This is a genomic window from Pseudomonadota bacterium (genome assembly GCA_030860485.1).
GTDB lineage: Bacteria > Pseudomonadota > Gammaproteobacteria > JACCXJ01 > JACCXJ01 > JACCXJ01.
In genome coordinates this window covers 26,960-48,913 of the sequence record JALZID010000096.1, presented here as the reverse complement: position 1 = coordinate 48,913, position 21,954 = coordinate 26,960, and the positions used below count along the sequence as shown (strand labels likewise).

Here is a 21,954-nt window from a genome sequence, read left to right as displayed (position 1 = left end):
TATCGGCGGTAAAATAGGTTTCGCAGCCCCCCTGGAGCGAGGACGATGAGTTGGACCGAAGCCGATGCCCCCATCTGCACGAGCTGTGCATCGACCCCCGCTATCGAGACGATCATCGAAGCGAGGAAGCGGGACCTCGGTGGTTTCACCGTGGCCCGGTTGCTGCCCTCTAGCGCTCGACGACTGGTCGGGCCCTTCATCTTCTTCGATCACATGGGGCCGGCCGAGCTGGCACCAGCGCAAGGGATCGACGTTCGCCCGCATCCGCACATCAACCTCGCTACGGTGACCTACCTCGTTGAAGGGGAGATCGTGCACCGGGATAGCCTCGGCTCGCATCAGCCGATCCGGCCTGGGGCCATCAACTGGATGACCGCTGGAAGAGGCATCGTGCACTCGGAGCGTACCGGGCCTGATCTGAGAAAGACCGGGTCGAGATTGCACGGCGTCCAGCTCTGGGTCGCGCTGCCGAAGGCCTACGAGGAACTGGAACCGGACTTCCGTCACTATGCAGGGCCTACGCTCCCAGCGCTCGAAGAGCAGGGCGTACGTATTCGGGTCCTCGCCGGCATGGCCTATGGCGCCACCTCGCCCGTCCAGACGCTCTCGCCGCTCTTGTATGTCGAGGTGACGATGCCCAAGGGAGGAGAGTTGCCACTGCCTACTGAGCACGAGGAGCGAGCGGCCTATGTCACCGAAGGTGTGATCTGGTGCGGCGAGGAGCGGGTCGAGGCATTGCGCATGGTCGTGTTTGCACCGGGCTCAATGCCCGTACTGCGGGCAGAATCACCCGCGCGCGTTATGCTCCTGGGCGGCGCTCCAATGGATGGAGAGCGACACATCTGGTGGAACTTCGTGTCCAGCTCGAAGGCAAGGATCGAGCAGGCCAAGCGCGACTGGAAGGAGGGCCGCTTTCCGAAGGTGCCCGGTGAGACGGAGTTTATTCCACTCCCTGAGTAGTACGAGGATAGGCGAACCTGGAGTCCGTTTGGATGCCCGTCTGGTCGAGGCCGAAACGTGATCCCGCACGCGCACTCGTAGCGCTCCAGGCCGAGCTGGCTTCGCTCGGGGCCGAGCCCGAGGTTCGCGTGCGCGTGCCCATCGCAGTTCCCAAGACGTCCGCCGAGAAGGTCAAGCTGTTCCGTTCGCTGTTTCGTGGGCGCGACGAGGTCTTCTCGACGCGGTTCGTAAGCAAGAGGACCGGGAAGCCCGGTTACGCGCGCGGTCCGAGCGGGGCTCGACGTTATATCTTGATGCGCCTTAGCAGATTCGTAGCCCGATGCAGCGTCACGAGATCCGCATGGAGTTCAAGGCGGGGCTAAAGGCGCCGGGATTAAAGGAGGATTAAAGGAGCCACCCTCGATTTGTTTCCTGCGCAGAGTGACCCGGGACATCGGTGGTTCACTCGATCGGAGTGATTCTCCGTAGCGCCTCAACTGCGTTGACGATCTCGATACCCTGGTGGCGTTTGAGATCGAACAGGTGTTTGTCGCCAACTCGATCCGCTAAGCCGGGACCGTTCATCCAGCTCCTGCTGAGCGCTTCGCTTGCTTTCGTGTATGAATGACACCAGTCACTTCTCCCGCGTTGGCGTTGCCGCGCGCACGAGCCGAGGCTTCTTGAGCGGCGGCTGGTGGATCTCCTGCTTGATCGTCGGTCTCTGGTCCCGGTCAAACTCGTCGAGCTTGACCGGTTCTCCGCTCGCCGCCGAATGATAGAGGGCCCGAATTATCCGCACGTCGGCGAGCCCTTCCCTGCCGGATGGTTCCGGCTCCTCTCCGTTGATGACGCAATCTGAAAAGTAGAGCAGCTCCGGCGCGAACTGGTCTCGCTTCGAGAACGTGCGCTCTCGCGTCTTGCCTTTGATTGTGAGCCGATGCTTCAGGTCACCCGCGAACTCATAGGCCGGATCGACGCGCAGATCCGCTTCGCTGCCGACTATCTGGTATGCCGATACGGCAGACCCTCCAAAGCTACTGGTAAACGACGCTAGGCGCTCGTCCGGGAAGCGGAGTATCGCACTGGTCATCTCGTCGACTTCTTCGAATCGCTTTTCACCGTTGTTCGCGCTCCAGGCGAAGACTTCGACAGGCTCGGCCTGGAAGATGTAGCGCGCCGCATTGATGCAATAGACGCCGATGTCGTATAGCGTTCCTCCGCCCAGGTCCTTTTGCAGCCTAATATCTCCTTCCTTGACCTGCATCGTGAACAAGGAGTTGAAAGCCCTCAGGTCACCCAGCTTCCCTGACCTGGCGATCTCGACCGCCTTCATGTTCGCTTCTTCAAAGTGGAGGCGGTAGGCGATCATCAGTCTGGTTCGATTCTCCTTGGCGGCGGCGATCATCGCCTCGCAGTCCGACTCCGTAACCGCCATCGGCTTCTCGCACAGCACATGGACCCGGGCGCGGCAAGCCCGAACCGTATATTCGCGATGCAAGTTGTTCGGCAGCGCGATGTAGACAGCATCAACCTCGCCGCTGCAGAGACACGCGTCGTACTCGTCATAGGAGTACCGGAAGGGAACGTTGTACTTCTTGCCGAGTTTCGCGAGCTTTTTTGGATCGTCTGAGACGAGCGCGACAAGCTCGGCGTTCTTCGCCTTGGCGAAGGCGGGCAGTACCGCGATCTGCGCGATATATCCAAGCCCGACTACCGCGTATCGGACCTTCTGGTTGCCGGCCGATGCCGAAGAGGTTCGCTTCGTCGTCCTTTCCCGTGGTGTCGCTTTTTCGCTCGATGGTGATGGCACGACTCTTACGCCTATCGTTGATAACCCGTTGCGCCCGACCGGAGCTAGCGATGGGACTTACGCAGGCCGACTGTACCGGCTTATCCGCTGCTTCGCTTTGGGATGATCGAGATGCTGCCGTTGCGTTCCAGCACCGCGTACTTGATCTGGTCCATCCGTTCCAATCCGTACCCTGTGCGCGCGGCCGACAAGATGTCCCGCTCATCGATCCGCGCCTTCTCCATCCTATCCTTGAGGGGACGACCGTCCTCGATAATGATACTGGGGACGCCATCTATCAATTTCGCGATGCGTGCCGATCGCCGTTTCAGCGCAGTGAGGGCGATCTCGATCCCGATCAGCGTGATGATCACCAGAAAGGCGTTCGTGACCGAGGAGTCATTGCCGAGAAGACCTTGCTGGGTAGCCTCTGCGACGATCAAGAGCAGCACGAAGTCGAACGTCGTCATCTCCGATAGCATACGCCGCCCAGCGATCCGGAAGAGCAGCAATAGAAAGAGATAAACAACCGTGGCACGCAGGACTGCATCCATCGTGATCTCCTTTAAACGTCGTTGGCCGAGACCCGTCGCTGCTCGCGCGGCGTGATCACAGGGACATGGTCAGGGGTAAATAAACTGATCGAAACGGAGCGGCTTGTGACCTGCGACGCCGATCTGGCCTGAAAGCGAACCGACCCGGTCTGGCTCTAGATGGATCGTCACGGCCGTGGGCCGGCCCGCATCCGAGACCCGCAACACATAGGTCAGGCGATCCGCTCCGGCCTCGACAGCGTCCGGCTGCGGGAGAATGTGCTGTACCTGAGCAGCTTCAATATAGTCCCGGTTAAGCCAGAGCGACACCCGGCCTTCGTGTATAACGTCCGGCCCCAGATGAATCCGAAGCGTCATCGGCGCCAGAAAGCGTCCAAAACGGCTGTACTCGAGACGCAGTGCCCCCTCCGGCGCGCCGACGCTGGCCTCGCTGAGCCAGCCGGACCCGAACAGCCCGAGCAGGGCGGCCAGGATCACCAGCGTGATGACCGTCCATCCGACGCGCTCGGCGATCCAGTGATGGCGTTGAGCATCCGGGTCTTGATCGATCTGCAAGTCGCCGGTTCGATGCGTATCCATGGTCTAAAGCCCTCGGGAACTTCCGGACCTATGGACCGTCTGTCCGCTGATAGACCCTTTCCGAGCACGTGGTGGCGGAAAACGGCGCCGTATCGTATCGACGAGCATAGGAATTTCAACGCGATTTTGCAACAGGCATTGTTGCATCGGACCGGCCGGCCGGTGATTGGGTGGTCCGCGCGGTGGCGGTTCTCCACGGGTACACCGGGACTGCGGGTTGCGCCGGTCCTCGAGCACGCGGTACACCACCGTTTTGCTCGGGCCGTCGGGACCGGAGACCGTGGTGGCGGGACGTGCGACGTGGGGAAGGCGCACGCCGGTATGGCCGACATCCGTGTCGCAGCTGTGAAGTGAGCGCCCGGCCGCAAATCCATCCCCGGCTGCAGTAGTGATAGGATAGGCCAACTCGGACGCTAGCGCACGGCGTGGCGATGCGGCTGGATCTCGTGCGGGCACAGGCCAAAAGCCACCATCACCTCACCGTAAAAGACCGCATCACGGTCGTGGTGATCTACCAGGTCTGGCAAGGACCTGGAGGTCGCGCGACCGCCGGTTCCGTTCTTCCCTCGAAAAATGTTCATCGCATCACGCCATTTCTGGACACACACCGGGACGCCCGGCTGGTGCCCATCGAGCCACCCTGGGGCCGCGATACCGGCGCCGGTCGGCAGATCCTCCCGGGCGAGGACGGGATGGACGGGTTTTTCTATGTCCCGCTGCAGAAGGCCGAAGGCCCCAACTTTTATTCTCATAGGTAGCTCCAGGCCGCGTCTCGCCGAGCAGCGGGACCTCGTGGCATGGCCATCGCTCGCCCAGGACGACCTGGACGCTGCCGGTTGCGTAGATGTGGTCCGGGCCGCGTGAACCGGGCGATGCCGCCTCGCTCCGCCACAGGCCTCTTCGCCCTGCTCCTGGTATTGGCCTCAGCGGCCCGGGCGGCGCCTTCCCTGATCACGATCGAAAATGCCACCTTGCGCCGCTCCCACGGCCTCTATGTGCTCGACGCGACGCTGCGCTTCGGTATCGCCGGCGAGCCGCTCAAGGCGCTCCGGAGCGGCGTGCCCGTGACGCTCCTCGTCGAGGTCGAGATAGAGGAGTTGCGCGAATTCCTCTGGGACAAACGCATCGGTAGGCTCCGGCAGCGCTATCGGGTCGAACACCATGCGCTCTCCGGCCGCTACCTCGTCACCAACGTGGTCACCGGTGAGCAGGACAGCTTTCCTTCCATCGAGGACGCCGCCGATGCCCTCGGCGAGCTCAAGGAGATCCCGGTGATCGACGAGCGTTCTCTCCGGCCCGGGTACCGCTACGAGGCGGCCGTCCGGGCGCGCCTCGACCTCGCTGCCCTGCCGGGCCCGTTACGCCTGGTCGCCTACCTGTCATCCGAGTGGCGGATCGGAACCCCCTGGCACCGGTGGGGATTGAAGCCATGAGCGGGCCTATGTCTTCTTTCCCTTCTGGCCGGCGCTCGCGCGGGACCCTGGCCGCGGGGATCGCGCTCACCCTGCTGTTGCTCGCCTCGCTGATCCTCCTGAGCGACGTCACCCACGACGCGGCGACCTTCGGCGAGCTGTACGTCGTCCTGCTCGCCATCAATGCGGTGGGACTGGTGCTCTTCGTCGTGCTCATCGGAGTACAGCTCCGGCGCCTGTATCGCGATCTGCGCGAGCACCAGCCGGGGGCGCGGTTGCGGGCCCGCCTCCTGGCCCTGTTCGTCGCGCTGGCGTTGCTGCCGGCGCTCGTCGTATTCGTGTTCTCCCGTGACTTTTTACGATGGGGCATCGACAGTTGGTTCGATCTGCGCATCGAGCGCGCCTTCGAAGAGGTCCTCAAGCTCAGCCGCAATACCATCGACCAGCGCACCCGCAAGCTCCTGCGCCAGACCGAGGAGCTGGCCGAACAACTGGCCGAAGGTCCCCCGGACGGCAACCGCCTCGACCTCCGCGAGCTGCGCGACCCGGACAGCACCATCGTCGCCAACCCGAGCCTGCCCATCGGCCTCGACCACCTGCGTGCGCAGCACGGCGCCGACGAGTTGCTCCTGCTGTCCCGGCGCGGCGCCATCGTCGCTATCAGCAGCGCCAGCCCCGAAATGATCCCCGAGGTCCCGAGCGCGTCCATCCTGCTCCAGCTTCGCCAGGGTCAGTCCTATATCGGGCTCGACCCGATCCGCAGCGGCAAACTGGCGGTAAGGGTCGTGGTGCCGGTCGAGGAGCTCGGTCCGGGCGGCGACCCGGGCTATCTGCAGGCACTCTACCCCGCGTCCCGCGATGTCAATGCGCTGGCCGAAAACGTGGAACGCGCCTATGACAAATACAAAGAGCTGGCCTATCTGCGCAAACAGCTCAAGCTGAGCTTCGCGATGACCCTCACCCTGGTCTTGGTGTTCACCATCCTGGCAGCGATCTTCGCGGCCTTGTACTGCGCCCGGCGCGTGACCGCCCCGATCCGCGATCTGGCCGAGGGCACCCGCAGCGTGGCGGCGGGCGACTACAGCCGGGAACTGCCGGTCGCGAGCCGCGACGAGCTCGGTTTTCTGGTCGGGTCCTTCAATGACATGACCCGCCAGATCGGGCGCGCGCGCGACGAGATCGAGGCCCAGCGCGCCTACCTGCAGGCGGTGCTGGGGCGCCTGTCCTCGGGCGTCCTGACCCTCGACAGGCAACTGCGGCTGCGCACCGCCAATGCCGCCGCGAGCAGGATACTGGGCATTGATCTCGATGCAGAGCGCGGCACCGCGCTGGCCGTGACGGCGGAACAGCATCCTCACCTGCGGCCGCTTTGCGAGGCGGTGCGAGCTGCGGCTCGCGCAGCGACGGCGGATTGGCGGGCAGAGGTCCAGCTCTTCGGTGCCGGCGGCCGCCAGGTGCTCATGTGCCGGGGCACGCCGCTCATGAGCGTGAGCGAAAGGGACAGCGGCTATGTCATCGTCTTCGACGACATCACGGCCCTCATCAAGGGCCAGCGCGACGCCGCCTGGAGCGAGGTGGCGCGCCGCCTCGCCCACGAGATCAAGAACCCCTTGACGCCCATCCAGCTCTCCGCCGAACGCCTGCGACGCAAGTACCTCGGGACCCTGCCCGGAGCGGAGGCCGAGGTCATGGACCGGCTCACCCACACCATCGTCCAGCAGGTCGAGACCATGAAACAGATGGTCAACAGCTTTTCCGACTACGCGCGCCCGCCAACCATGCAGGCACAGGAGTGCCGCATCAACGACCTCGTCACGGAGGTGCTGGACCTGTACCGAAGCATCGATCGCAAGGCCGTGGTCGAGACCGATCTGGACCCGGAGCTGCCTCTCGTGGTGGCGGACGCCGGGCGCCTGCGGCAGGTGTTGAACAACCTCATCAAGAACGCCATCGAGGCCACCGAGCCCGGCGCGGCACCGCACCTCAGGGTCACGACCCGCCACATCGGCGACGACGGCCACCATTCCCTGGAGCTGCGGATCGGCGACCGGGGTCGGGGGGTTCCCGAGACGTCGCTGGACCGGATCTTCGAGCCCTATGTGACCCACAAACCCAAGGGCACCGGCCTCGGCCTCGCGATCGTCAAAAAGATCATCGAGGAGCACGCCGGGGTGGTGTGGATCGAGAACAACCCGGGGGGCGGGGCCTCGGCGGTGATCCGGCTGCCGATCACGGGGGTTGGGTATAATGTCAGGAACGCGGTCGAAAGCAGACAGCCGTTGAACAGCGGTCTCGAGAAGAAAGTCGTATGAGCGCCGGCCAGATCCTGGTCGTGGATGACGAACCGGACATTCTGGGGCTGTTGCGCGAGATCCTGGGCGACGAAGGCTTCGAGGTCTCGACAGCCCACAACGCCGCGGAGGCCCGCGCGGCACGCCGCGCGCGCCGGCCGGACCTCATCCTGCTCGACATCTGGATGCCGGACGAGGACGGCATCTCGCTCCTCAAGGAGTGGTCACGCGACAATGCCGAGGACAGCCCCGTGGTCATGATGTCCGGTCACGCCACCGTCGAGACCGCCGTCGAGGCCACCCGCCTCGGGGCCTACGACTTCATCGAGAAGCCTCTGTCGACGGCCAAGCTGCTCCTGACCATCCGGCGGGCCCTCGAAGCAGCGGTGCTGCGCCGCGAGAACATCGGGCTCCGGGCGCATGCCGCGCTGGCCGCCGAGCCCATCGGGAGCGGCCCGGCGATGTCGCTCCTGCGCGAGCAGTTGCGGCGCATCGCCTCGCACCCGACCTCGGTCTTCCTCGCCGGCGAGCCGGGCACCGGCAAGGAAGTCCTGGCGCGCTATCTCCACGAGCAGAGCCCGAGGGCGGCGGCGCCGTTCGTCACCGTGGCCGTGGCCGGGCTCGCCACCGAGAACCCCGGCGCCGAGCTCTTCGGGAGCGAGGACCGCGGCACGGTCCACTTCGGCTCTCTCGAGAAGGCCAACGGCGGGACCCTGCTCCTCAAGGACATCGCCGATCTCGATCTGGGCCTGCAGGCGCGGCTCTTGAGCGCCCTCGAGCACCAGTCCTTCTTGCGCGTCGAAGGGCGCGACCCCGTCCATGTCGATGTCCGCATCGTGGCGGCCACCCGCCACAACCTGCTGGAATTCGTCCAGGGCGGGCGGATCCGCGACGACCTCTACTACCATCTCAACGTGGTCTCGCTCCGGATCCCCCCGCTGCGCGACCACCCCGAGGACGTCGCGGACCTCCTCGACTACTACGCGGAGCGCTTCCCGTCACAGGAGGGACTGCCGCGCCGGCGCTTCAGCCTGGCGGCCCAGAAGCGCTTGCGCGCCTATGGCTGGCCCGGCAATGTGCGGGAGCTCAAGAACCTCGTGCAGCGCCTGCTCATCCTGGGCAGCGGGGCGCTCATAGAAGCCCCCGAGATCGACGCGGCCCTGGGCGTGCGGCCCAGTACACCAAGCGTCGAGCCGGTGCCGAGCTTCGACCGCCCGCTCCGAGAGGCGCGCGAGCAGTTCGAGCGCGCCTATTTCGAGTATCAACTGCAAGTCACCGGGGGCAGCATCAGCCGCGTCGCGAACCGCGTCGGGCTGGAGCGCACCCACCTCTACCGCAAGCTGCGCGCCCTCGGGATCGATCCCAAACAGGTCTCGGCGAGTTAGGCGCCGATGTCGCTTTTCATGAGAGATCTATGGCCGGCAACCGCTTGGAGGTCCTGGAGAAACTGCTGAAGCAGGGGCAGGACAGCGCCCTCCTGCGTTTCGGTCTCGGGCGGGCATATCTCGAGACCGGGCGGATCCAAGAGGCTGCCCAACATCTGGAGGCCGCCGTCACGCTCGATCCCGGCTATTCCGCCGCCTGGAAATATTACGCCCAGGCCTTGGTCCGCAGCGGCCGGATCGAGGAGGCGGCGGGGGCCTACGAGCGAGGCATCGCAGCGGCGGAGGGCCGGGGCGATCTGCAAGCAGCTAAGGAGATGACGGTGTTCCTGAAACGGCTGCGGCGCGCGGAGGAGAAAAACGCGCCGACATAGCCTCAGATGTAGGGTGGGTTAGCCGCGCTGTTTGCGGCGTAACCCACCAACCGGTCGGCCGCAGGCCGACACCTTAGGTGCACAGCTTGTAAAGGAGGCCCGCTACGGGGGTCCAGCAAGCTTCAAGTGACGATCCCCAAAGCGGTCAGTCCCTAGCACACTCTATGTTGGATGTCGATAACGACTCGATCGCAGAAGGGGAACCAGAGATGGTGTTTTTTTCGCCACGTCGTTAGGTCTTTTTTGCATAGCTGAGCAAACGATCGACGTTGTTCTTGAAATTATCCTTGTACGTTAGCCTGTTGTCATGTTTGTATCGTTTACCCTTTCAACACCTTCGCCGTGGTGAGGTACGTATTGCCAATAGATCTCAAGGTCCGCACCAAGATGATAGATGCGCCACGCGCGGTCGAAGAGCCATCGTTTGTGGATCGGCACGTTTGGCCGGAATTTTCTAACAGCGGCTTGAAGTAACGGAAATCGTTCTTCAAGCATATACACGATTGCGCCTTTATCAGAGGGCCAGTTCTTTGGAATCGGGTATAGACCAGAAAAGGCGTCAAGAACTGCGGCGTTGAAGTCGACACATGCTTTAGCACGACGCGCGTGACGGTCTCTTCGTGTAGCAAGCATGTGGCTGACAATGGCGATACAAAGAAATGCCAACAGGCCAAAAGCCCATCGCTCGGCATCGGAGAGGTTGGAAAGCCAGGACACCTCTCATTCACCCTTCGTTTGTGAAACGACGTAGTGCCACTCAAGCCGTGCTTTGGGTTTGAGGGTGCCCCCAAGATATACGGAGTCCTCAAAGTCCCGGGCTTGGCCAGGGGGAACGCTGAGATAAACAGTCTCCCTACTCTCTCCAATGGTGACGCAGTTCTTTGAAGGCGACTCGCCGGTACAGTCTTGCATAGTGACGATATAAGTCACTTCTTTGAGAGCGAACTGCGCGGAGGTGTTTTTTATGCGCCCAGAGATCTTGTAGCCACTGTAATCCGGTGTGAGCATGACGTTTTCAAAAGTTAGCTGGGAGACAGGAATGCGGGAAAGAGAACGACTGTCTTCACGCTCATTTATGAGATAGACGACACCACCCACAGCAGCACCAAGCGCGACTAAACCTAAAACGAACTTGCGGAAGCGCACCGAAACTACTAGCAGAACAAGAACAACGATGCCAAACAACCACTTCATATTCGCCTCGGAGAACCCGCCATGAGACAAAACTCTACCACACCCTATGTAGGGTGTCGATAACGAGTCGGATCGTAGACTTCAAGGGACCAGAGATGGTCCCCCTTTCTTTTTGTGACCTATCTTCTTGATGTAGCCGAGCAGTGGATGGTCTTGACCGCAGCCAGTAAGAGAACCGATCCCAGCACGACCTTGAGGAATTCGGTAGGCGCTACGGCCACGGCGAGGCCGCCCAGAGCAGCACCAATCAGCGAGCCAGCGCTCATTGACATGGCGATGCGCCGCGGACCGCCTGTCATGGGCAGTGCGCCCACCCTATGGTAATGCCACACGCCCGTCGCCACGATGGCGAGTGAGATAAGCAGACTGGCGCTGCCCGCAACCCTGATATCGGCGCCGAAAACAAAGACCAGTGCTGGTATGAGCAGCTCGCCGCCCGCCACGCCGAGCATGCTGCTGACGACGCCGACGACGAGGCCGATCAGAACACCTGTAAGGGCGCGGACGAGCAGTGACTCCGCACCGAGCGTGCTTTTGTCGAATGGTACGAAGGCCTCGATGAGCAACAGCACGCCCAGGGCAGCAAGGAGCATGGCCATCGCAATAGCCAAACGGCGATAGGTCATCCGCAGAACGAGGTGGGTCCCGTAGATGGCACTGAAGAGGCCGCCCACCGTCAGGCCCGCCATCTCCGGCACGTGTGCCATGACGCCCGACACCGGGACCACGTGATTGCGCGCTGCCAGTGCAAACGAAAGCGTCACCAGGCTAATGAGGAGGTTGAGCGGGATCGCTGCTCGTGCTGGGAAGCCGATGAACTGCGTGAGCACCGGCAGGCGGAACTCTCCGCCGCCCAGCCCGATCAGGCCTGCAAGCCCGCCGATCGGCACGGACCAGAAGAAAGCGCGTTGGAAGTACCGGCAGTAGAACGTGGTGAGCATTGAGCCCCTAACGAAACAAGATCACCGTCGGCCACGAAAGCCTAGTCGCACGTGGTCTTTAATTGGAACGATCGACCGTTCACCTTTTCTTTCAATAACACGTAACCATCGTGGAACGTTTCTCGTTAATATGTAGCCACTATCTCTTGCCCTCTGTCTGTTCTGGTCTCGTGCACTAGCAACTCGGTCAAATGTTAACTTCGACTTTTCACGTGCAGCAACCATCGTTCCGCTTTCCTCCGAGTGACGTCACACCAAGGACGGGATTCTACAGCAGCGCTCTCACGACTAATGCAACCAACGTCGCCTAACCAGTAAGGATTGAGACGATCTTGGGTGGACGTCCCCTTACCGTCAGTTGCCCGAAACGGACGGTTAGCATATCCGGGGCTTTGGGGCGCATTCATCCTCGTCGGTAAGACCGACCCGATCGCTTGAGCGCTGCGGCTTTCAGACTGGCGCGCGTATACCGCCGGGCTGGTGATGAGCCTCTGGCCGGTCGATGACCTGGCCACCTGCATCTTCATGACCCGGTTCTACGAAAGCCTCTATAATCTATGCATCTCAGACATCAACATCCGGGCGAGGATGGTGCGCGGCAGAGCGCCCGACACCAACGCTCGCCCGATGCTGGAAACATGACAAGCAGGTGCGATCGATATGCGTTGGAGACGCGCTGAACGCAGCGCCAATCTGGAAGACCGGCGCGGCGAGGGCGTGCCGGGAGGCGGCCGATACGGGGCAGGCACCCGCTTGGGTCTCGGCGGGGTGGTCATACTCTTGGTCGTTAGTCTCATCACGGGACAAGACTTCCTGGCCCTGCTCGACCAGGGTCCCGAGAGTCCCTTGCCGGGCGAGACAGTGACTCCGCACCACACCTCACCCGAGGAGGAGAAGCTCGTCGACTTCGTGTCATTCGTCCTCGATGATGTACAAGGCACCTGGCATACGGGGTTTCCCCAGGGCGGCAAACGCTATCGGGACGCCAAGCTCGTGCTCTTCACCGACGCCGTGCAGTCGAATTGCGGCTTTGCCGAGTCGGCCATGGGCCCTTTCTATTGCCCGCTCGATCAGAAGGTCTACATCGACCTGGGATTTTACCGCGATCTCAAACAACGCTTCGGCGCCCCCGGCGACTTCGCTCAGGCCTGTGTGATCGCTCACGAGATCGGACATCATGTGCAGCACCTGCTCGGCATCGATGCCGAGGTCAGGCGCGTGCAGCAAAGCCGGCCGGAACAAGCCGCGGCGCTCTCGGTGCGCCTCGAGCTACAGGCGGACTGCCTGGCCGGCGTGTGGGGAAATGCAACCAGGCAGCGCGGCATCCTCGAACAGGGTGACGTGGAAGAGGCCCTGGGTGCAGCGGCCGCGATTGGCGACGATCGCATCCGGAGACAGAGCGACGGTTCCGTCAACCCGGAGACCTGGACGCATGGATCTTCGAAGCAACGCGTGGCCTGGTTCCGCCGCGGGTTTCAGTCCGGCCGCATGCAAGCCTGCGAGACCTTCAGTGAACGCCTGGCCGAAGACGGTTAATTCTCGTCGGATTGGGCAGCATGCGGATGGACGAGGTGGAGCAGTCCGTACCTCGGCCACCCGGCTTTCGACCCGACACCGAGCGATGTGTTACCCGGTGCACCACGCCGACAGCGAGGGTGGTTCCAGCAGCGATCCCACGAGCTCCGAGACCGACGTGGAGCCGTGGCGTTCGAGGTAGTCCCGGATCCCGGCATTGATCTTGGGACAAATGAGCGGATCGTAGAAGAGCGCCGTGCCGATGCCGACGGCCGTCGCGCCCGCGAGCAGGAACTCGATGGCGTCCGCGGGGCTCGCGATCCCGCCCTGGCCGATGATGGGCACCCCATGGGGCCTGCACACCTCGTAGATCTGATGGACCTTGAGGAGCGCGATGGGCTTGATGGCCGGGCCCGAGAGACCGCCCTGATGGTTCCCGAGGATAGGTCGGCGCGACTCGATATCGATGGCCATGCCCATGATCGTGTTGATGACGGCGAAGGCGTCGGTGCCGGCCTCCAGGCAGCGCCGGGCGTTGTCCGCGATATCCGTCTGGTTGGGCGAGAGCTTGGTGATGAGGGGCTTCTGCGTGACGGCCCGGCAGGCCGCGACGACCCGCGCCGACATCGCGGGATCGTTCCCGAACGTGACCCCGCCCTCCTTCACGTTGGGACACGAGATGTTGATCTCGATGGCGTCGATCCGCGAATCGTCGAAGATCCGAGTGACCTCCCGATACTCCTCGACCGTCGACCCGGAGACGTTGGCGATAAAACGGGTCTCGGTGAAATCGAGCCGGGGCAGGATGTCATCGACGACGGTCCGGGCGCCCGGGTTCTGGAGCCCGATGGCGTTCAGCATGCCGGCGGGGGTCTCGGCGATCCGATGCGCGGGGTTACCGAGACGCGGCGCCAGGGTGGTACCCTTGAGGCACACGGCCCCGGCATCCCGGTTCGAGAAACCGACCACGCGGGTGTACTCCTCACCGAAGCCCACGCAACCAGAAAGCAGTACCAGCGGGGTGTTGAACTCAAGCCCGCAGAAATCGACCGCCAGCATTCGGCTCCCGTCACCCATCACAGCGCGTGCCCCCACGTCGTTCCCAAGTCGTGCCTCAAGTAATTCTCCAAGTCGTTCTATTCCAACCCGAGATCCCGCCCAATACCGGCAATGTTATCAGGCTTTGCGCCAACACCGGCGCCGCCCTGCACCTCATCGCACCGCTCGGCTTCGCGCTGAATGACGCAAAGGTCCGGCGGGCCGGCCTCGACTATCGGGAATGGGCCCGGGTAGAGTGCCATGACTCCCTGGAGAGCTTCATGGCCGCAGCCCTCCCGGCGCGCCTCCTGGCGTTCTCGACCCGAGGCGCGCGCCGCTACACGGCCGTGCAATACCAGCCCGGAGACGCCTTGCTGTTCGGCCCCGAGACCCGCGGCCTGCCCGAAGACGTCCTCGCCGAGCTCGGACCCGACCGGGTACTCCGCATCCCGATGACAGCACAAAGCCGGAGCCTCAACCTCTCGAACGCGGTCGCCGTGGTCGTCTACGAGGCCTGGCGGCAACTTGGGTTTCCGGGCGCGGGCCGGGACGATTGAGGGACGGGCGACGGCTCACCTCGCGGCGCCCCTTGCGGTCTCCGCCGAGCGGAAGCGCCGAGCGGTTAATCAGTGGTCGGTCACGTCCCGGGCCGCGTGCTCCCGTAGGCCTTCATAGCGCATCCGGCAGCCACGGCAGTCTTCCCGCCAATCACCACCTTGGGGCGGATTCAGCCGCATGCCGCCGTCGCTTGCGCAGATTTAGGGTCACAACTCCGGCATTCGCTGTAAGGTTTACAAGGGCAACGGTAATCTTTACTCGACCTCCTCGCAAAAACGGTAATTTTATTCTGTTCACACTAGCCCCAAGTGCCTGATCGCTACGGCAATACCAGGGAACAGGCGCCTATGGCATATCCATTGCCACCCCCTGAGCCGAGCGGGTGATGTAGCGCCAGCGTCTCTAACGGCAAGGCGTAACTAATGGTTATCCGCCCTGCGTTTTGTTAACTGCCGGAGCACACTCATGCAATCACTACTAATCGCGTTCATTATTGTGTTGAGCCACGGAGTTGTCTTAGCAGAGACTACTAAAACTCCATCCTCGGAAACCATGCGCGACACTACGCCAGGCTCCTCGGCTCCGAATGCGGAAAAGCAAGGAGCTGGGGGTGCGGAGGAGGGAAGAGCTCGGGATGCGGAGAACACTGGAGTAAATGTCCGTGACAGGGGCGACGTTACTGTTACGCCAGAGGAACAGGGCGGGGAAGCAGGTGACCGTGAGCTCACTGCGGCGATCCGCCGCGCGATAGTGAAAGACGACTCGCTCTCCCTCAATGCCCATAACGTGAAGATCATTACCCGCGATGGAATCGTCACCCTGAGGGGACCGGTAGAGAACACTGCTGAGCGAACGACGATTGCCCAACTCGCAGAAAAAACTGCGGGCGTAAAACGAGTTGACAACCAACTGGAAATCAATGCTGACTGAACACAATGCTGATTGAGCAGGAGAACCGTCATGAAAAAAGCCGTTTACTGTATCGCGCAGACCGCCGTCCAGGCGGATCGGATCGTGGACCAACTGCAGGTCGCGGGGTTCGCCAATAACGATATCTCGGTACTATTCCCCGATAAATCAAGCACCAAGGATTTCGCACACGAGAAGGCGACTAAAGCCCCCGAGGGTGCTACTACAGGCGGGACGGTGGGTGCTGGGGTAGGCGCTGCTTTGGGTTGGCTAGCCGGAATCGGCAGCTTGGCCATTCCAGGAGTGGGGCCCTTCATTGCCGCCGGTCCGATTATGGGCGCCTTAGGGGGTGCCGCGGTCGGAGGAGCTGCCGGGGGAATCGTCGGGGCGCTGGTGGGGATGGGCATCCCGGAGTATGAGGCGAAGCGCTACGAAGGAAAAGTACGCGGGGGAAATATCCTGCTCTCGGTGCATACAGATGATGCAGGTCAGCGGACACGCGCCAAAGAGATATTTAAACAAGCGAATGCCGAGGATATCTCAGCGACCGGTGAAGCGAGTGTGTAGCGTGATGATTTCCTAGGCCGCCTGGGTACCGCACAGCGATCAATCAATGCAGATACGTCTGCGTCACTTATAGAGGAGGAACCTATGACGACACTGATACTCGTGGGCATCGGCGCTGCGCTGATGTATTTCTTTGACCCGGATTCGGGCCGGCGCCGCCGCGAGCGTTTGCGCGACCAATGCACGAGCGCCACTAGAAAACTCCAGGGCTCGGCCCACACCCGTGCGCCAGATCTCACTAATGGTAGACCCGGCGTGATCCCGGAAACACCACCGGGGGCTTCGGACGACCAGCCGCCGACGAAGTTCTAGCGAACCGGGGAGATAGAGATGGGGCGCTGTGTCGCATCGCCGCCGGTGCCGTGGGGATCGCTCGAGCCCTATTTTGGATCTTCTTAGTCGTATTCGCCGCTAGCCTCCTGATGGGATTGCGCCGGAGTTCGTGGCGATGGTGGTAGATGCCTTGGTCGATAGGGAGTGAATCGACTCGGGGGCGGTCCTTGATTCCCGAAGGACAATTCTATGCATCCGCTTGAATTGCTGAGAAAGCATCACATGGCGGATCTTTCCGAGGCGTGGCGGGTGTTTCTGGCGCGGGTCAAGTCTACGCAGGACGCTAGCAGTCATAGAAGACTATTCGAGCAGATTCACAGGGATGGTTCATTTTCACATCGAGGAGACGATTCTGTATCCTGCGGTTCGAGGGAAGAAGAGTAATGATGTGTTTCCTCAAATCACGAAGCATTGGCAGACGAGGACTTGAACCATATGGGGAAGGAGCTGGATGAGCTGGATGCCGCCAGGATGGTGTTCCGCAGTTCCGCAGAGGATCACGCGCACAAGCAGCGTAGGGAACTATGGAGAAGATCGCCATGGCAAGAAGAGACAAGTCAAGCTACAGAAACAATCCCGGTCGCCCGGGTGGGTCGTCGTCCGAGTCGAGCGCGCGTTCGACGGTAAGCGGCCCTGCGCGGGCGGATCTGGATGTTTCGGCGGCCTCGGACGCACATGCTGTCAAGAGTGCGGCAACCCAGTCGCTCGCGGCGGCGGTGCCCTACAACGCAAACAAGGAGAGAGAGCACGGCGATCTCGCGCGCAATACGCCCACCGGAGTCGCGGTGGCACCCTCCGATCCGTCCGCGACAGGGAGCACGCTCACCGAGGTCAACGCGACCGACAAGGTAGGGGGCGGGGTTCCGCCGACCGGTGTCAATCCCGCAAGCGGTCCGCTCGACCGCGTTCGCGTGGACTCGGGCGGCCGCGTGCTGACAACGAACCAGGGTGTTCCGGTTGCCGACAACCAGAACTCGCTCAAGGCCGGTTTCCGCGGGCCAGCGCTCCTCGAGGACTTCATCCTCCGCGAGAAGATCACCCATTTCGATCACGAGCGCATTCCCGAGCGGGTGGTGCACGCGCGCGGATCGGGCGCGCACGGTTATTTTGAATGCTACCAGCCGCTCTCGAGGGTGACGAGCGCCTCCCTGTTCGCAGAAGCCGGCAAGCGCACGCCGGTGTTTGTACGCTTTTCGACGGTAGTCGGAGAACGCGGCTCCACCGATCTCGCCCGCGACATCCGTGGCTTCGCCGTCAAGTTCTACACCGATGAAGGCAACTTCGACCTCGTCGGCAACAACATCCCGGTGTTCTTCATCCAGGACGCGATGAAATTCCCCGACCTCATCCATGCCGCGAAGCCCGAGCCGCACTTCCAGATGCCCCAAGCGGGGACCGCGCACGACACGTTCTGGGACTTCATCTCGCTCACGCCGGAATCGACGCACGTGATCATGTGGGTGATGTCCGACCGCGGCCTCCCGCGAAGCTTCCGGATGATGCAGGGCTTCGGCGTCCATACGTTCAGGCTGGTGAACGCCGCCGGCGAGTCGCGGTTCGTGAAATTCCATTGGTCACCGGTGGCCGGCACCCATTCGGTCGACTGGGACGAGGCGCTCAAGATCTCGGGTGCCGATCCCGACTTCCATCGGCGGGACCTGTGGGAAGCGATCGAAGCGGGCGCCTACCCCGAATGGGAACTCGGCCTGCAGATCTTCACCGAGGAGGAGGCTAAAGGATTCAGCTTCGACGTGCTCGACGCGACCAAGATCGTCCCCGAGGAATTGATGCCGGTAACGCCGGTCGGCCGGATGGTGCTCAACCGCAACCCCGACAATTTTTTCGCGGAGACCGAGCAGGTCGCGTTCTGCGCCGCGCACATCGTGCCCGGCATCGACTTTTCCAACGACCCGCTGCTCGCCGGGCGCATCCACTCCTATATCGATACGCAGATCTCGCGGCTCGGCGGGCCCAACTTCCACGAGATTCCAGTGAATGCCCCGGTGGCGCAGGTCCACAACAACCAGCGCGACGGTATGCATCGCCAGGCGATCCCGCGGGGCCGGGTGGCATACGAGCCGAATTCGCTCGCCGGCGGGTGCCCGTTCCAGGCGGGCATGAAGGGCTTCACGTCGTTTCCCGAGCCGCTGCACGAAGACAAGGTCCGGGGCAAGCCGGAGAAGTTTGCGGATCACTATTCGCAAGCGACGCTGTTCTGGAACAGCCAGACCCCGGTGGAAAAGGCCCACATCATCCGCGCTTTCCGCTTCGAGTTGACGAAGGTGCAGGTGCGCGCGGTGCGCGAGCGCGTCGTGGCCATGATCGGAAACGTCGCCGACGAGCTCGCCGAAGCCGTGGCGGCCGGGCTGGGCATGGACGAGGTGCCTCGACCGCTGCCGCTGGCGCTCGGCGAGCCGCCACAGCCGGAAGTGAAAGTCTCGCCGGCGCTATCGCTATTCGCTCGACCCGGCGACGGCAGCATTCGCACTCGCCACGTCGCTATCCTGGTGGCGGAGGGCGTCGACAGCGTGGGCGCAAAGGCAATCCATGCAGGATTGACCGAGCTCGGCGCCGTCGCGCGCTACGTCGGCGGGCGGCTTGGCCGCGTCCAGAGCGAAGACGGCGATCCGCTCGAAGTCGAAGTGACGATGGAGACGATGCCGTCGGTACTGTTCGACGCGGTTGCAGTGCCGGGTGGCGATGCCGCAGCCAAGGCCCTCGGTGGCCTCGGTCACGCCGCTGAATTCATCGTTGGCGCGTACCGTCATTGCAAGCCGATCTTGGCCCTCGGCGCCGGACGACACTTCGTCGAGAACGTCGGTGTGCCGGCGACGTTGCCTTCGGGCGATCCCGACCCGGGCCTGCTGCTGTTCGACGACGCACAGCTGAAAAGCGCGCTGCCAGCGTTCGTCGAGGCGATCGCGAGGCATCGCCACAACGCGCGGGAAATGGATCCGCCACCGGTTTGACCGGCGGCATGTCGATCGGGATCCCTGCTCGAGGGGCGTGCCGCAGCTCGGCGCGGCTTTTCCCGTGCCCCATGGCGAACCACGTTGTAGGGCTACTCGGGCGGGTGACGCGGCTGTGGTAGGCCAACGGGTCGAACGGTGATACAAACCGGCGAGGGGGGGCCAACTTCGGGCGGTAGCCCATGCCCGATGATACCCTGGTGGGGTGCCGCGAAGCTTCCTGGTGAGGGCATATCGCTCGTAAACGACCGCGCACAGGTTCAGCGAAGACCTGATCCCGCTCTGTATTGCGCGCATCCTAAGGCGATCTGAAGCGGCCGGGCGAAGCGATATCGAGGCAGGGCAGCGCTTTACGCGCGATAAATTGGGGGTAGTGTCCCATTAGAACCCTTTCGAGGCGGACGTGTCCTTATATCGTTTGGGCAAGGGACAAACTGAGACCACTACCTGGCGGCGAAAGGACTTGCTGCAGAGCAGCAAATCCTGTACAATGCTTCTGTGTTTCATGAACAGGAACGCACGTAAACCCCCATTAACCCACAACAGGACAGAACTTATGTATAACCTCTTACAACCGGTAACGCAGCTCACCAACGCGAACATTGAAACGTTTTCACGTCTCGCCAATTCGCGCGAGGTCACTGAACTCGCTAAAGACAGCGCGAGCAAGTATTTGGAGCTTGTGAAAGACAACATGGCAAAGATTGCTGGATCCGATGCCTTCGCTACTTGCCTACAGACGACAATTGACAATTACCTCCGCTTTGCCAACGAGTACACGAAAAACATGTACGGTATCGTATCGCAGGGTCAGGAATTCGTGACCCGGCAGGTTGAAGACGGCAATAGACGCTTCGCTGAAGTTGCCGACATTTCGGGCCGCGCCGTTAAAGCCGGCACTGAGTCGATGAAAGCGGCAGGTGAGGAAGCCTTGAATGAGGCCGATCCGGCCGGCCGCGCGCGTAACCGCGCCAAGTAAAGGTTACTTGGTCAGAACCAGCCGCCTTCGGGCGGCTTTTTTTGGAAGTTGGAAGCGCGCACGAGACCGCCGGTGGCCAACGGCAGGTCCAGAGCATGAATGACCTTTTAGGAGAGTGCAAGAACCAGCTCAGGGTGTGGGCTGAAGGTATGGAGAAGGCCGTAACCAGTTTACGCCGATACCGGGACAATGATCGTGTAACTATTTGACTATTTAAGAGAAATAGCTATGCAACCTGAATATATTCTAATGAGTGGACTCATTTCACCAATTCAACCTTTAATTCGGTCAACAGTTCGACCTTATAAGTAACTGTCTGGACACCGGTGTTAAGCAGTTAACCTTTTTAGTGAAGTTAAGGGCTATACAGATTCCACCCAGACTAAGCTTGCTCGCAAGACAACTCACATCTTCTCTGAAAGTTAAAGATGAGATGGCCGCCTGGAAAAGTCCCCTTTCAACTTATTGATCGTTCAATCCCCTACCTATGGGGGAGGGGACAGAGGGAAGGACGACCAACAAATTGGTTAAATGTCCGTAGTACCTTGAACCTAAGTCCGCTTGGCAAGCCAATCTACCACAGAGGGTGGGATCAGCTTTTGCGCCTTGCTGCTGACATAGATCCCAACATGCCCTCCTGGGAATTCAAGTTCAGTATAATCTTTGGTGCCGACGTAGTCTCTCAGCGCCCTGGAGGCGTCCGGTGGCACCAGATGGTCTTGGGCCGCATAGATGTTGAGCACCGGCATGGTGATCTTTTTTAGATCAATGCGGTGTTCACCGATCGTGACATCGCCCTTGATTAAGCCATTGTTTTGATAGAACTGTTTGGTGAACTGACGAAACGTCTCGCCGACTTGATCGGGACTGTCAAAGATCCATTTCTCCATGCGCATGAAGTTCTTAGCCTGCACCGGATCATCCAGGGTGTTCACCATGTCGAGATATTTCTGGCCCAAGAGCCTAAAAGGCTTGAGCGAGAGGAAGATCAGATTCATCATCTCACCGGGAATATTACCCATGGTATCGACTAAGAGGTCCACATTGATCTTACGCATCCAGTGACTGAGCAGGTTATCCGGGGTATGGAAATCAACGGGTGTGACCGTAGTGATGAGGTTTTTAACCTTGTCGGGATGAAGGGCGCTGTAACAGAGGCTGAATGTGCCGCCTTGACAGATCCCCAGGATATTGATCTGGTCCAATTTATGCCGAGCACAGATCACATCCACACAGCGATCGATGTAGCCATTGATATAATCATTGAGCGTCAGAAACCGATCGGCGCTATCTGGGTAGCCCCAGTCAATCAGATACATATCCAGCCCACCCGAAAGTAGGCCCCGCACCAGAGAGCGATTCTTCTGAAGGTCGGCCATATAGGGACGATTCACCAAGGCGTACACGATCAGCAGCGGTACGGGATTGAGCTTATCGACCATCGGTTTAAACCGGTATAAAACCATCTTGTCCTCGGTATAGACGGCGTCCTTCTCAGTCGCGCCGACATCGATATCGCCGATCTCGCTCAAGGTCTTAAGCCCATGGCTCAATTTGGTCCCAAACTCGCGGATCTCGTCAAAGGCTTGGTCAGGCCTAATATTGATGGGAAACATGGACTTCTTTTCTCC

At 61.5% G+C, this 21,954-nt stretch carries 22 protein-coding genes and 1 pseudogene; 15 read left to right on the top strand and 8 right to left on the bottom strand.

The window, feature by feature from the left end; translation table 11 throughout:
• Positions 1-45 precede the first annotated feature (45 nt).
• The gene (locus M3461_05700; GenBank protein ID MDQ3773879.1) at positions 46-960 is read left to right on the top strand and encodes a pirin family protein; all 915 of its coding nucleotides are present in this window, start codon (positions 46-48) and stop codon (positions 958-960) included.
• Between the two features lie 613 nt (positions 961-1,573).
• Here M3461_05700 and M3461_05695 read toward each other — a convergent pair.
• From M3461_05695 to M3461_05685, 3 genes are all read right to left on the bottom strand, one after another.
• Positions 1,574-2,635 (bottom strand): Gfo/Idh/MocA family oxidoreductase, encoded by a 1,062-nt coding sequence (locus M3461_05695; GenBank protein ID MDQ3773878.1) that lies wholly within the window; start codon positions 2,633-2,635, stop codon positions 1,574-1,576.
• 194 nt (positions 2,636-2,829) lie between these two features.
• Positions 2,830-3,282, bottom strand: a complete 453-nt coding sequence (locus M3461_05690; GenBank protein MDQ3773877.1) for a DUF421 domain-containing protein — start codon at positions 3,280-3,282, stop codon at positions 2,830-2,832.
• A 69-nt stretch (positions 3,283-3,351) separates the two neighbouring features.
• A complete protein-coding gene (locus tag M3461_05685) occupies positions 3,352-3,837 on the bottom strand; it encodes a hypothetical protein (GenBank protein ID MDQ3773876.1) in 486 nt (161 codons plus the stop codon).
• A gap of 449 nt (positions 3,838-4,286) precedes the next feature.
• Here M3461_05685 and M3461_05680 point away from each other — a divergent pair, with 449 nt between their 5' ends.
• From M3461_05680 to M3461_05660, 5 genes are all read left to right on the top strand, one after another.
• Positions 4,287-4,619 (top strand): hypothetical protein, encoded by a 333-nt coding sequence (locus M3461_05680; GenBank protein ID MDQ3773875.1) that lies wholly within the window; start codon positions 4,287-4,289, stop codon positions 4,617-4,619.
• A 114-nt stretch (positions 4,620-4,733) separates the two neighbouring features.
• Complete coding sequence (locus M3461_05675; GenBank protein MDQ3773874.1) at positions 4,734-5,294, top strand: DUF4390 domain-containing protein; 561 nt, start codon at positions 4,734-4,736, stop codon at positions 5,292-5,294.
• Complete coding sequence (locus tag M3461_05670) at positions 5,291-7,585, top strand: ATP-binding protein (GenBank protein ID MDQ3773873.1); 2,295 nt, start codon at positions 5,291-5,293, stop codon at positions 7,583-7,585. The genes M3461_05675 and M3461_05670 overlap by 4 nt, the downstream gene beginning before the upstream one ends.
• The gene (locus M3461_05665; protein MDQ3773872.1) at positions 7,582-8,949 is read left to right on the top strand and encodes a sigma-54 dependent transcriptional regulator; all 1,368 of its coding nucleotides are present in this window, start codon (positions 7,582-7,584) and stop codon (positions 8,947-8,949) included. The genes M3461_05670 and M3461_05665 overlap by 4 nt, the downstream gene beginning before the upstream one ends.
• Before the next feature lie 29 nt (positions 8,950-8,978).
• Positions 8,979-9,320, top strand: coding sequence for a tetratricopeptide repeat protein (locus M3461_05660; GenBank protein ID MDQ3773871.1), 342 nt, complete (start codon positions 8,979-8,981; stop codon positions 9,318-9,320).
• A gap of 294 nt (positions 9,321-9,614) precedes the next feature.
• On the opposite strand, the gene M3461_05655 is transcribed toward M3461_05660, so the two are convergent.
• The 3 genes from M3461_05655 to M3461_05645 all read right to left on the bottom strand — a co-directional run bounded on the left by M3461_05655 (position 9,615) and on the right by M3461_05645 (position 11,455).
• Entirely contained in the window at positions 9,615-10,037 is a 423-nt protein-coding gene (locus M3461_05655; protein MDQ3773870.1) for a hypothetical protein, read from the bottom strand.
• A 3-nt stretch (positions 10,038-10,040) separates the two neighbouring features.
• Complete coding sequence (locus M3461_05650; protein ID MDQ3773869.1) at positions 10,041-10,514, bottom strand: hypothetical protein; 474 nt, start codon at positions 10,512-10,514, stop codon at positions 10,041-10,043.
• Between the two features lie 119 nt (positions 10,515-10,633).
• On the bottom strand, positions 10,634-11,455 hold the full coding sequence (locus M3461_05645; protein MDQ3773868.1) for a sulfite exporter TauE/SafE family protein: 822 nt from the start codon (positions 11,453-11,455) through the stop codon (positions 10,634-10,636).
• A gap of 483 nt (positions 11,456-11,938) precedes the next feature.
• Between M3461_05645 and M3461_05640 the strand changes: the two genes are divergently transcribed.
• The gene (locus tag M3461_05640; protein MDQ3773867.1) at positions 11,939-12,097 is read left to right on the top strand and encodes a CHAT domain-containing protein; all 159 of its coding nucleotides are present in this window, start codon (positions 11,939-11,941) and stop codon (positions 12,095-12,097) included.
• A gap of 18 nt (positions 12,098-12,115) precedes the next feature.
• Positions 12,116-12,991 (top strand): zinc metallopeptidase, encoded by an 876-nt coding sequence (locus M3461_05635; GenBank protein MDQ3773866.1) that lies wholly within the window; start codon positions 12,116-12,118, stop codon positions 12,989-12,991.
• 90 nt (positions 12,992-13,081) lie between these two features.
• Here the strand turns inward: M3461_05635 and M3461_05630 are convergent, their stop codons facing one another.
• Positions 13,082-14,047: a dihydroorotate dehydrogenase gene (locus tag M3461_05630; GenBank protein MDQ3773865.1), complete on the bottom strand. Its 966-nt coding sequence runs from the start codon at positions 14,045-14,047 to the stop codon at positions 13,082-13,084.
• Positions 14,048-14,091: 44 nt separating this feature from the next.
• On the opposite strand from M3461_05630, the gene trmL reads away from it, so the two are divergent.
• The 7 genes and pseudogenes from trmL to M3461_05595 all read left to right on the top strand — a co-directional run bounded on the left by trmL (position 14,092) and on the right by M3461_05595 (position 20,323).
• Complete coding sequence (gene trmL, locus M3461_05625) at positions 14,092-14,565, top strand: tRNA (uridine(34)/cytosine(34)/5-carboxymethylaminomethyluridine(34)-2'-O)-methyltransferase TrmL (protein MDQ3773864.1); 474 nt, start codon at positions 14,092-14,094, stop codon at positions 14,563-14,565.
• Between the two features lie 466 nt (positions 14,566-15,031).
• A complete protein-coding gene (locus M3461_05620) occupies positions 15,032-15,496 on the top strand; it encodes a BON domain-containing protein (GenBank protein MDQ3773863.1) in 465 nt (154 codons plus the stop codon).
• A 30-nt stretch (positions 15,497-15,526) separates the two neighbouring features.
• Positions 15,527-16,042, top strand: coding sequence for a hypothetical protein (locus tag M3461_05615; GenBank protein ID MDQ3773862.1), 516 nt, complete (start codon positions 15,527-15,529; stop codon positions 16,040-16,042).
• Positions 16,043-16,126: 84 nt separating this feature from the next.
• On the top strand, positions 16,127-16,354 hold the full coding sequence (locus tag M3461_05610) for a hypothetical protein (protein ID MDQ3773861.1): 228 nt from the start codon (positions 16,127-16,129) through the stop codon (positions 16,352-16,354).
• 35 nt (positions 16,355-16,389) lie between these two features.
• Positions 16,390-16,500, top strand: a pseudogene (locus M3461_05605) (hypothetical protein).
• 414 nt (positions 16,501-16,914) lie between these two features.
• A complete protein-coding gene (locus M3461_05600; GenBank protein ID MDQ3773860.1) occupies positions 16,915-19,344 on the top strand; it encodes a catalase in 2,430 nt (809 codons plus the stop codon).
• 556 nt (positions 19,345-19,900) lie between these two features.
• Entirely contained in the window at positions 19,901-20,323 is a 423-nt protein-coding gene (locus M3461_05595) for a hypothetical protein (GenBank protein MDQ3773859.1), read from the top strand.
• Positions 20,324-20,874: 551 nt separating this feature from the next.
• On the opposite strand, the gene M3461_05590 is transcribed toward M3461_05595, so the two are convergent.
• Positions 20,875-21,939, bottom strand: a complete 1,065-nt coding sequence (locus tag M3461_05590; GenBank protein ID MDQ3773858.1) for a class III poly(R)-hydroxyalkanoic acid synthase subunit PhaC — start codon at positions 21,937-21,939, stop codon at positions 20,875-20,877.
• Positions 21,940-21,954 lie beyond the last annotated feature (15 nt).

What these genes read in the sequence shown, in the direction of transcription:
- M3461_05700 (MDQ3773879.1), top strand. Translation starts at nt 46, where the DNA reads ATGAGTTGGACCGAAGCCGATGCCCCCATCTGCACGAGCTGTGCATCG.
- M3461_05690 (MDQ3773877.1), bottom strand. Translation starts at nt 3,282, where the DNA reads ATGGATGCAGTCCTGCGTGCCACGGTTGTTTATCTCTTTCTATTGCTG.
- M3461_05675 (MDQ3773874.1), top strand. Translation starts at nt 4,734, where the DNA reads ATGCCGCCTCGCTCCGCCACAGGCCTCTTCGCCCTGCTCCTGGTATTG.
- M3461_05670 (MDQ3773873.1), top strand. Translation starts at nt 5,291, where the DNA reads ATGAGCGGGCCTATGTCTTCTTTCCCTTCTGGCCGGCGCTCGCGCGGG.
- M3461_05665 (MDQ3773872.1), top strand. Translation starts at nt 7,582, where the DNA reads ATGAGCGCCGGCCAGATCCTGGTCGTGGATGACGAACCGGACATTCTG.
- M3461_05660 (MDQ3773871.1), top strand. Translation starts at nt 8,979, where the DNA reads ATGGCCGGCAACCGCTTGGAGGTCCTGGAGAAACTGCTGAAGCAGGGG.
- M3461_05650 (MDQ3773869.1), bottom strand. Translation starts at nt 10,514, where the DNA reads ATGAAGTGGTTGTTTGGCATCGTTGTTCTTGTTCTGCTAGTAGTTTCG.
- M3461_05645 (MDQ3773868.1), bottom strand. Translation starts at nt 11,455, where the DNA reads ATGCTCACCACGTTCTACTGCCGGTACTTCCAACGCGCTTTCTTCTGG.
- M3461_05640 (MDQ3773867.1), top strand. Translation starts at nt 11,939, where the DNA reads ATGAGCCTCTGGCCGGTCGATGACCTGGCCACCTGCATCTTCATGACC.
- M3461_05635 (MDQ3773866.1), top strand. Translation starts at nt 12,116, where the DNA reads ATGCGTTGGAGACGCGCTGAACGCAGCGCCAATCTGGAAGACCGGCGC.
- M3461_05630 (MDQ3773865.1), bottom strand. Translation starts at nt 14,047, where the DNA reads ATGGGTGACGGGAGCCGAATGCTGGCGGTCGATTTCTGCGGGCTTGAG.
- M3461_05620 (MDQ3773863.1), top strand. Translation starts at nt 15,032, where the DNA reads ATGCAATCACTACTAATCGCGTTCATTATTGTGTTGAGCCACGGAGTT.
- M3461_05615 (MDQ3773862.1), top strand. Translation starts at nt 15,527, where the DNA reads ATGAAAAAAGCCGTTTACTGTATCGCGCAGACCGCCGTCCAGGCGGAT.
- M3461_05610 (MDQ3773861.1), top strand. Translation starts at nt 16,127, where the DNA reads ATGACGACACTGATACTCGTGGGCATCGGCGCTGCGCTGATGTATTTC.
- M3461_05600 (MDQ3773860.1), top strand. Translation starts at nt 16,915, where the DNA reads ATGGCAAGAAGAGACAAGTCAAGCTACAGAAACAATCCCGGTCGCCCG.
- M3461_05595 (MDQ3773859.1), top strand. Translation starts at nt 19,901, where the DNA reads ATGTATAACCTCTTACAACCGGTAACGCAGCTCACCAACGCGAACATT.
- M3461_05590 (MDQ3773858.1), bottom strand. Translation starts at nt 21,939, where the DNA reads ATGTTTCCCATCAATATTAGGCCTGACCAAGCCTTTGACGAGATCCGC.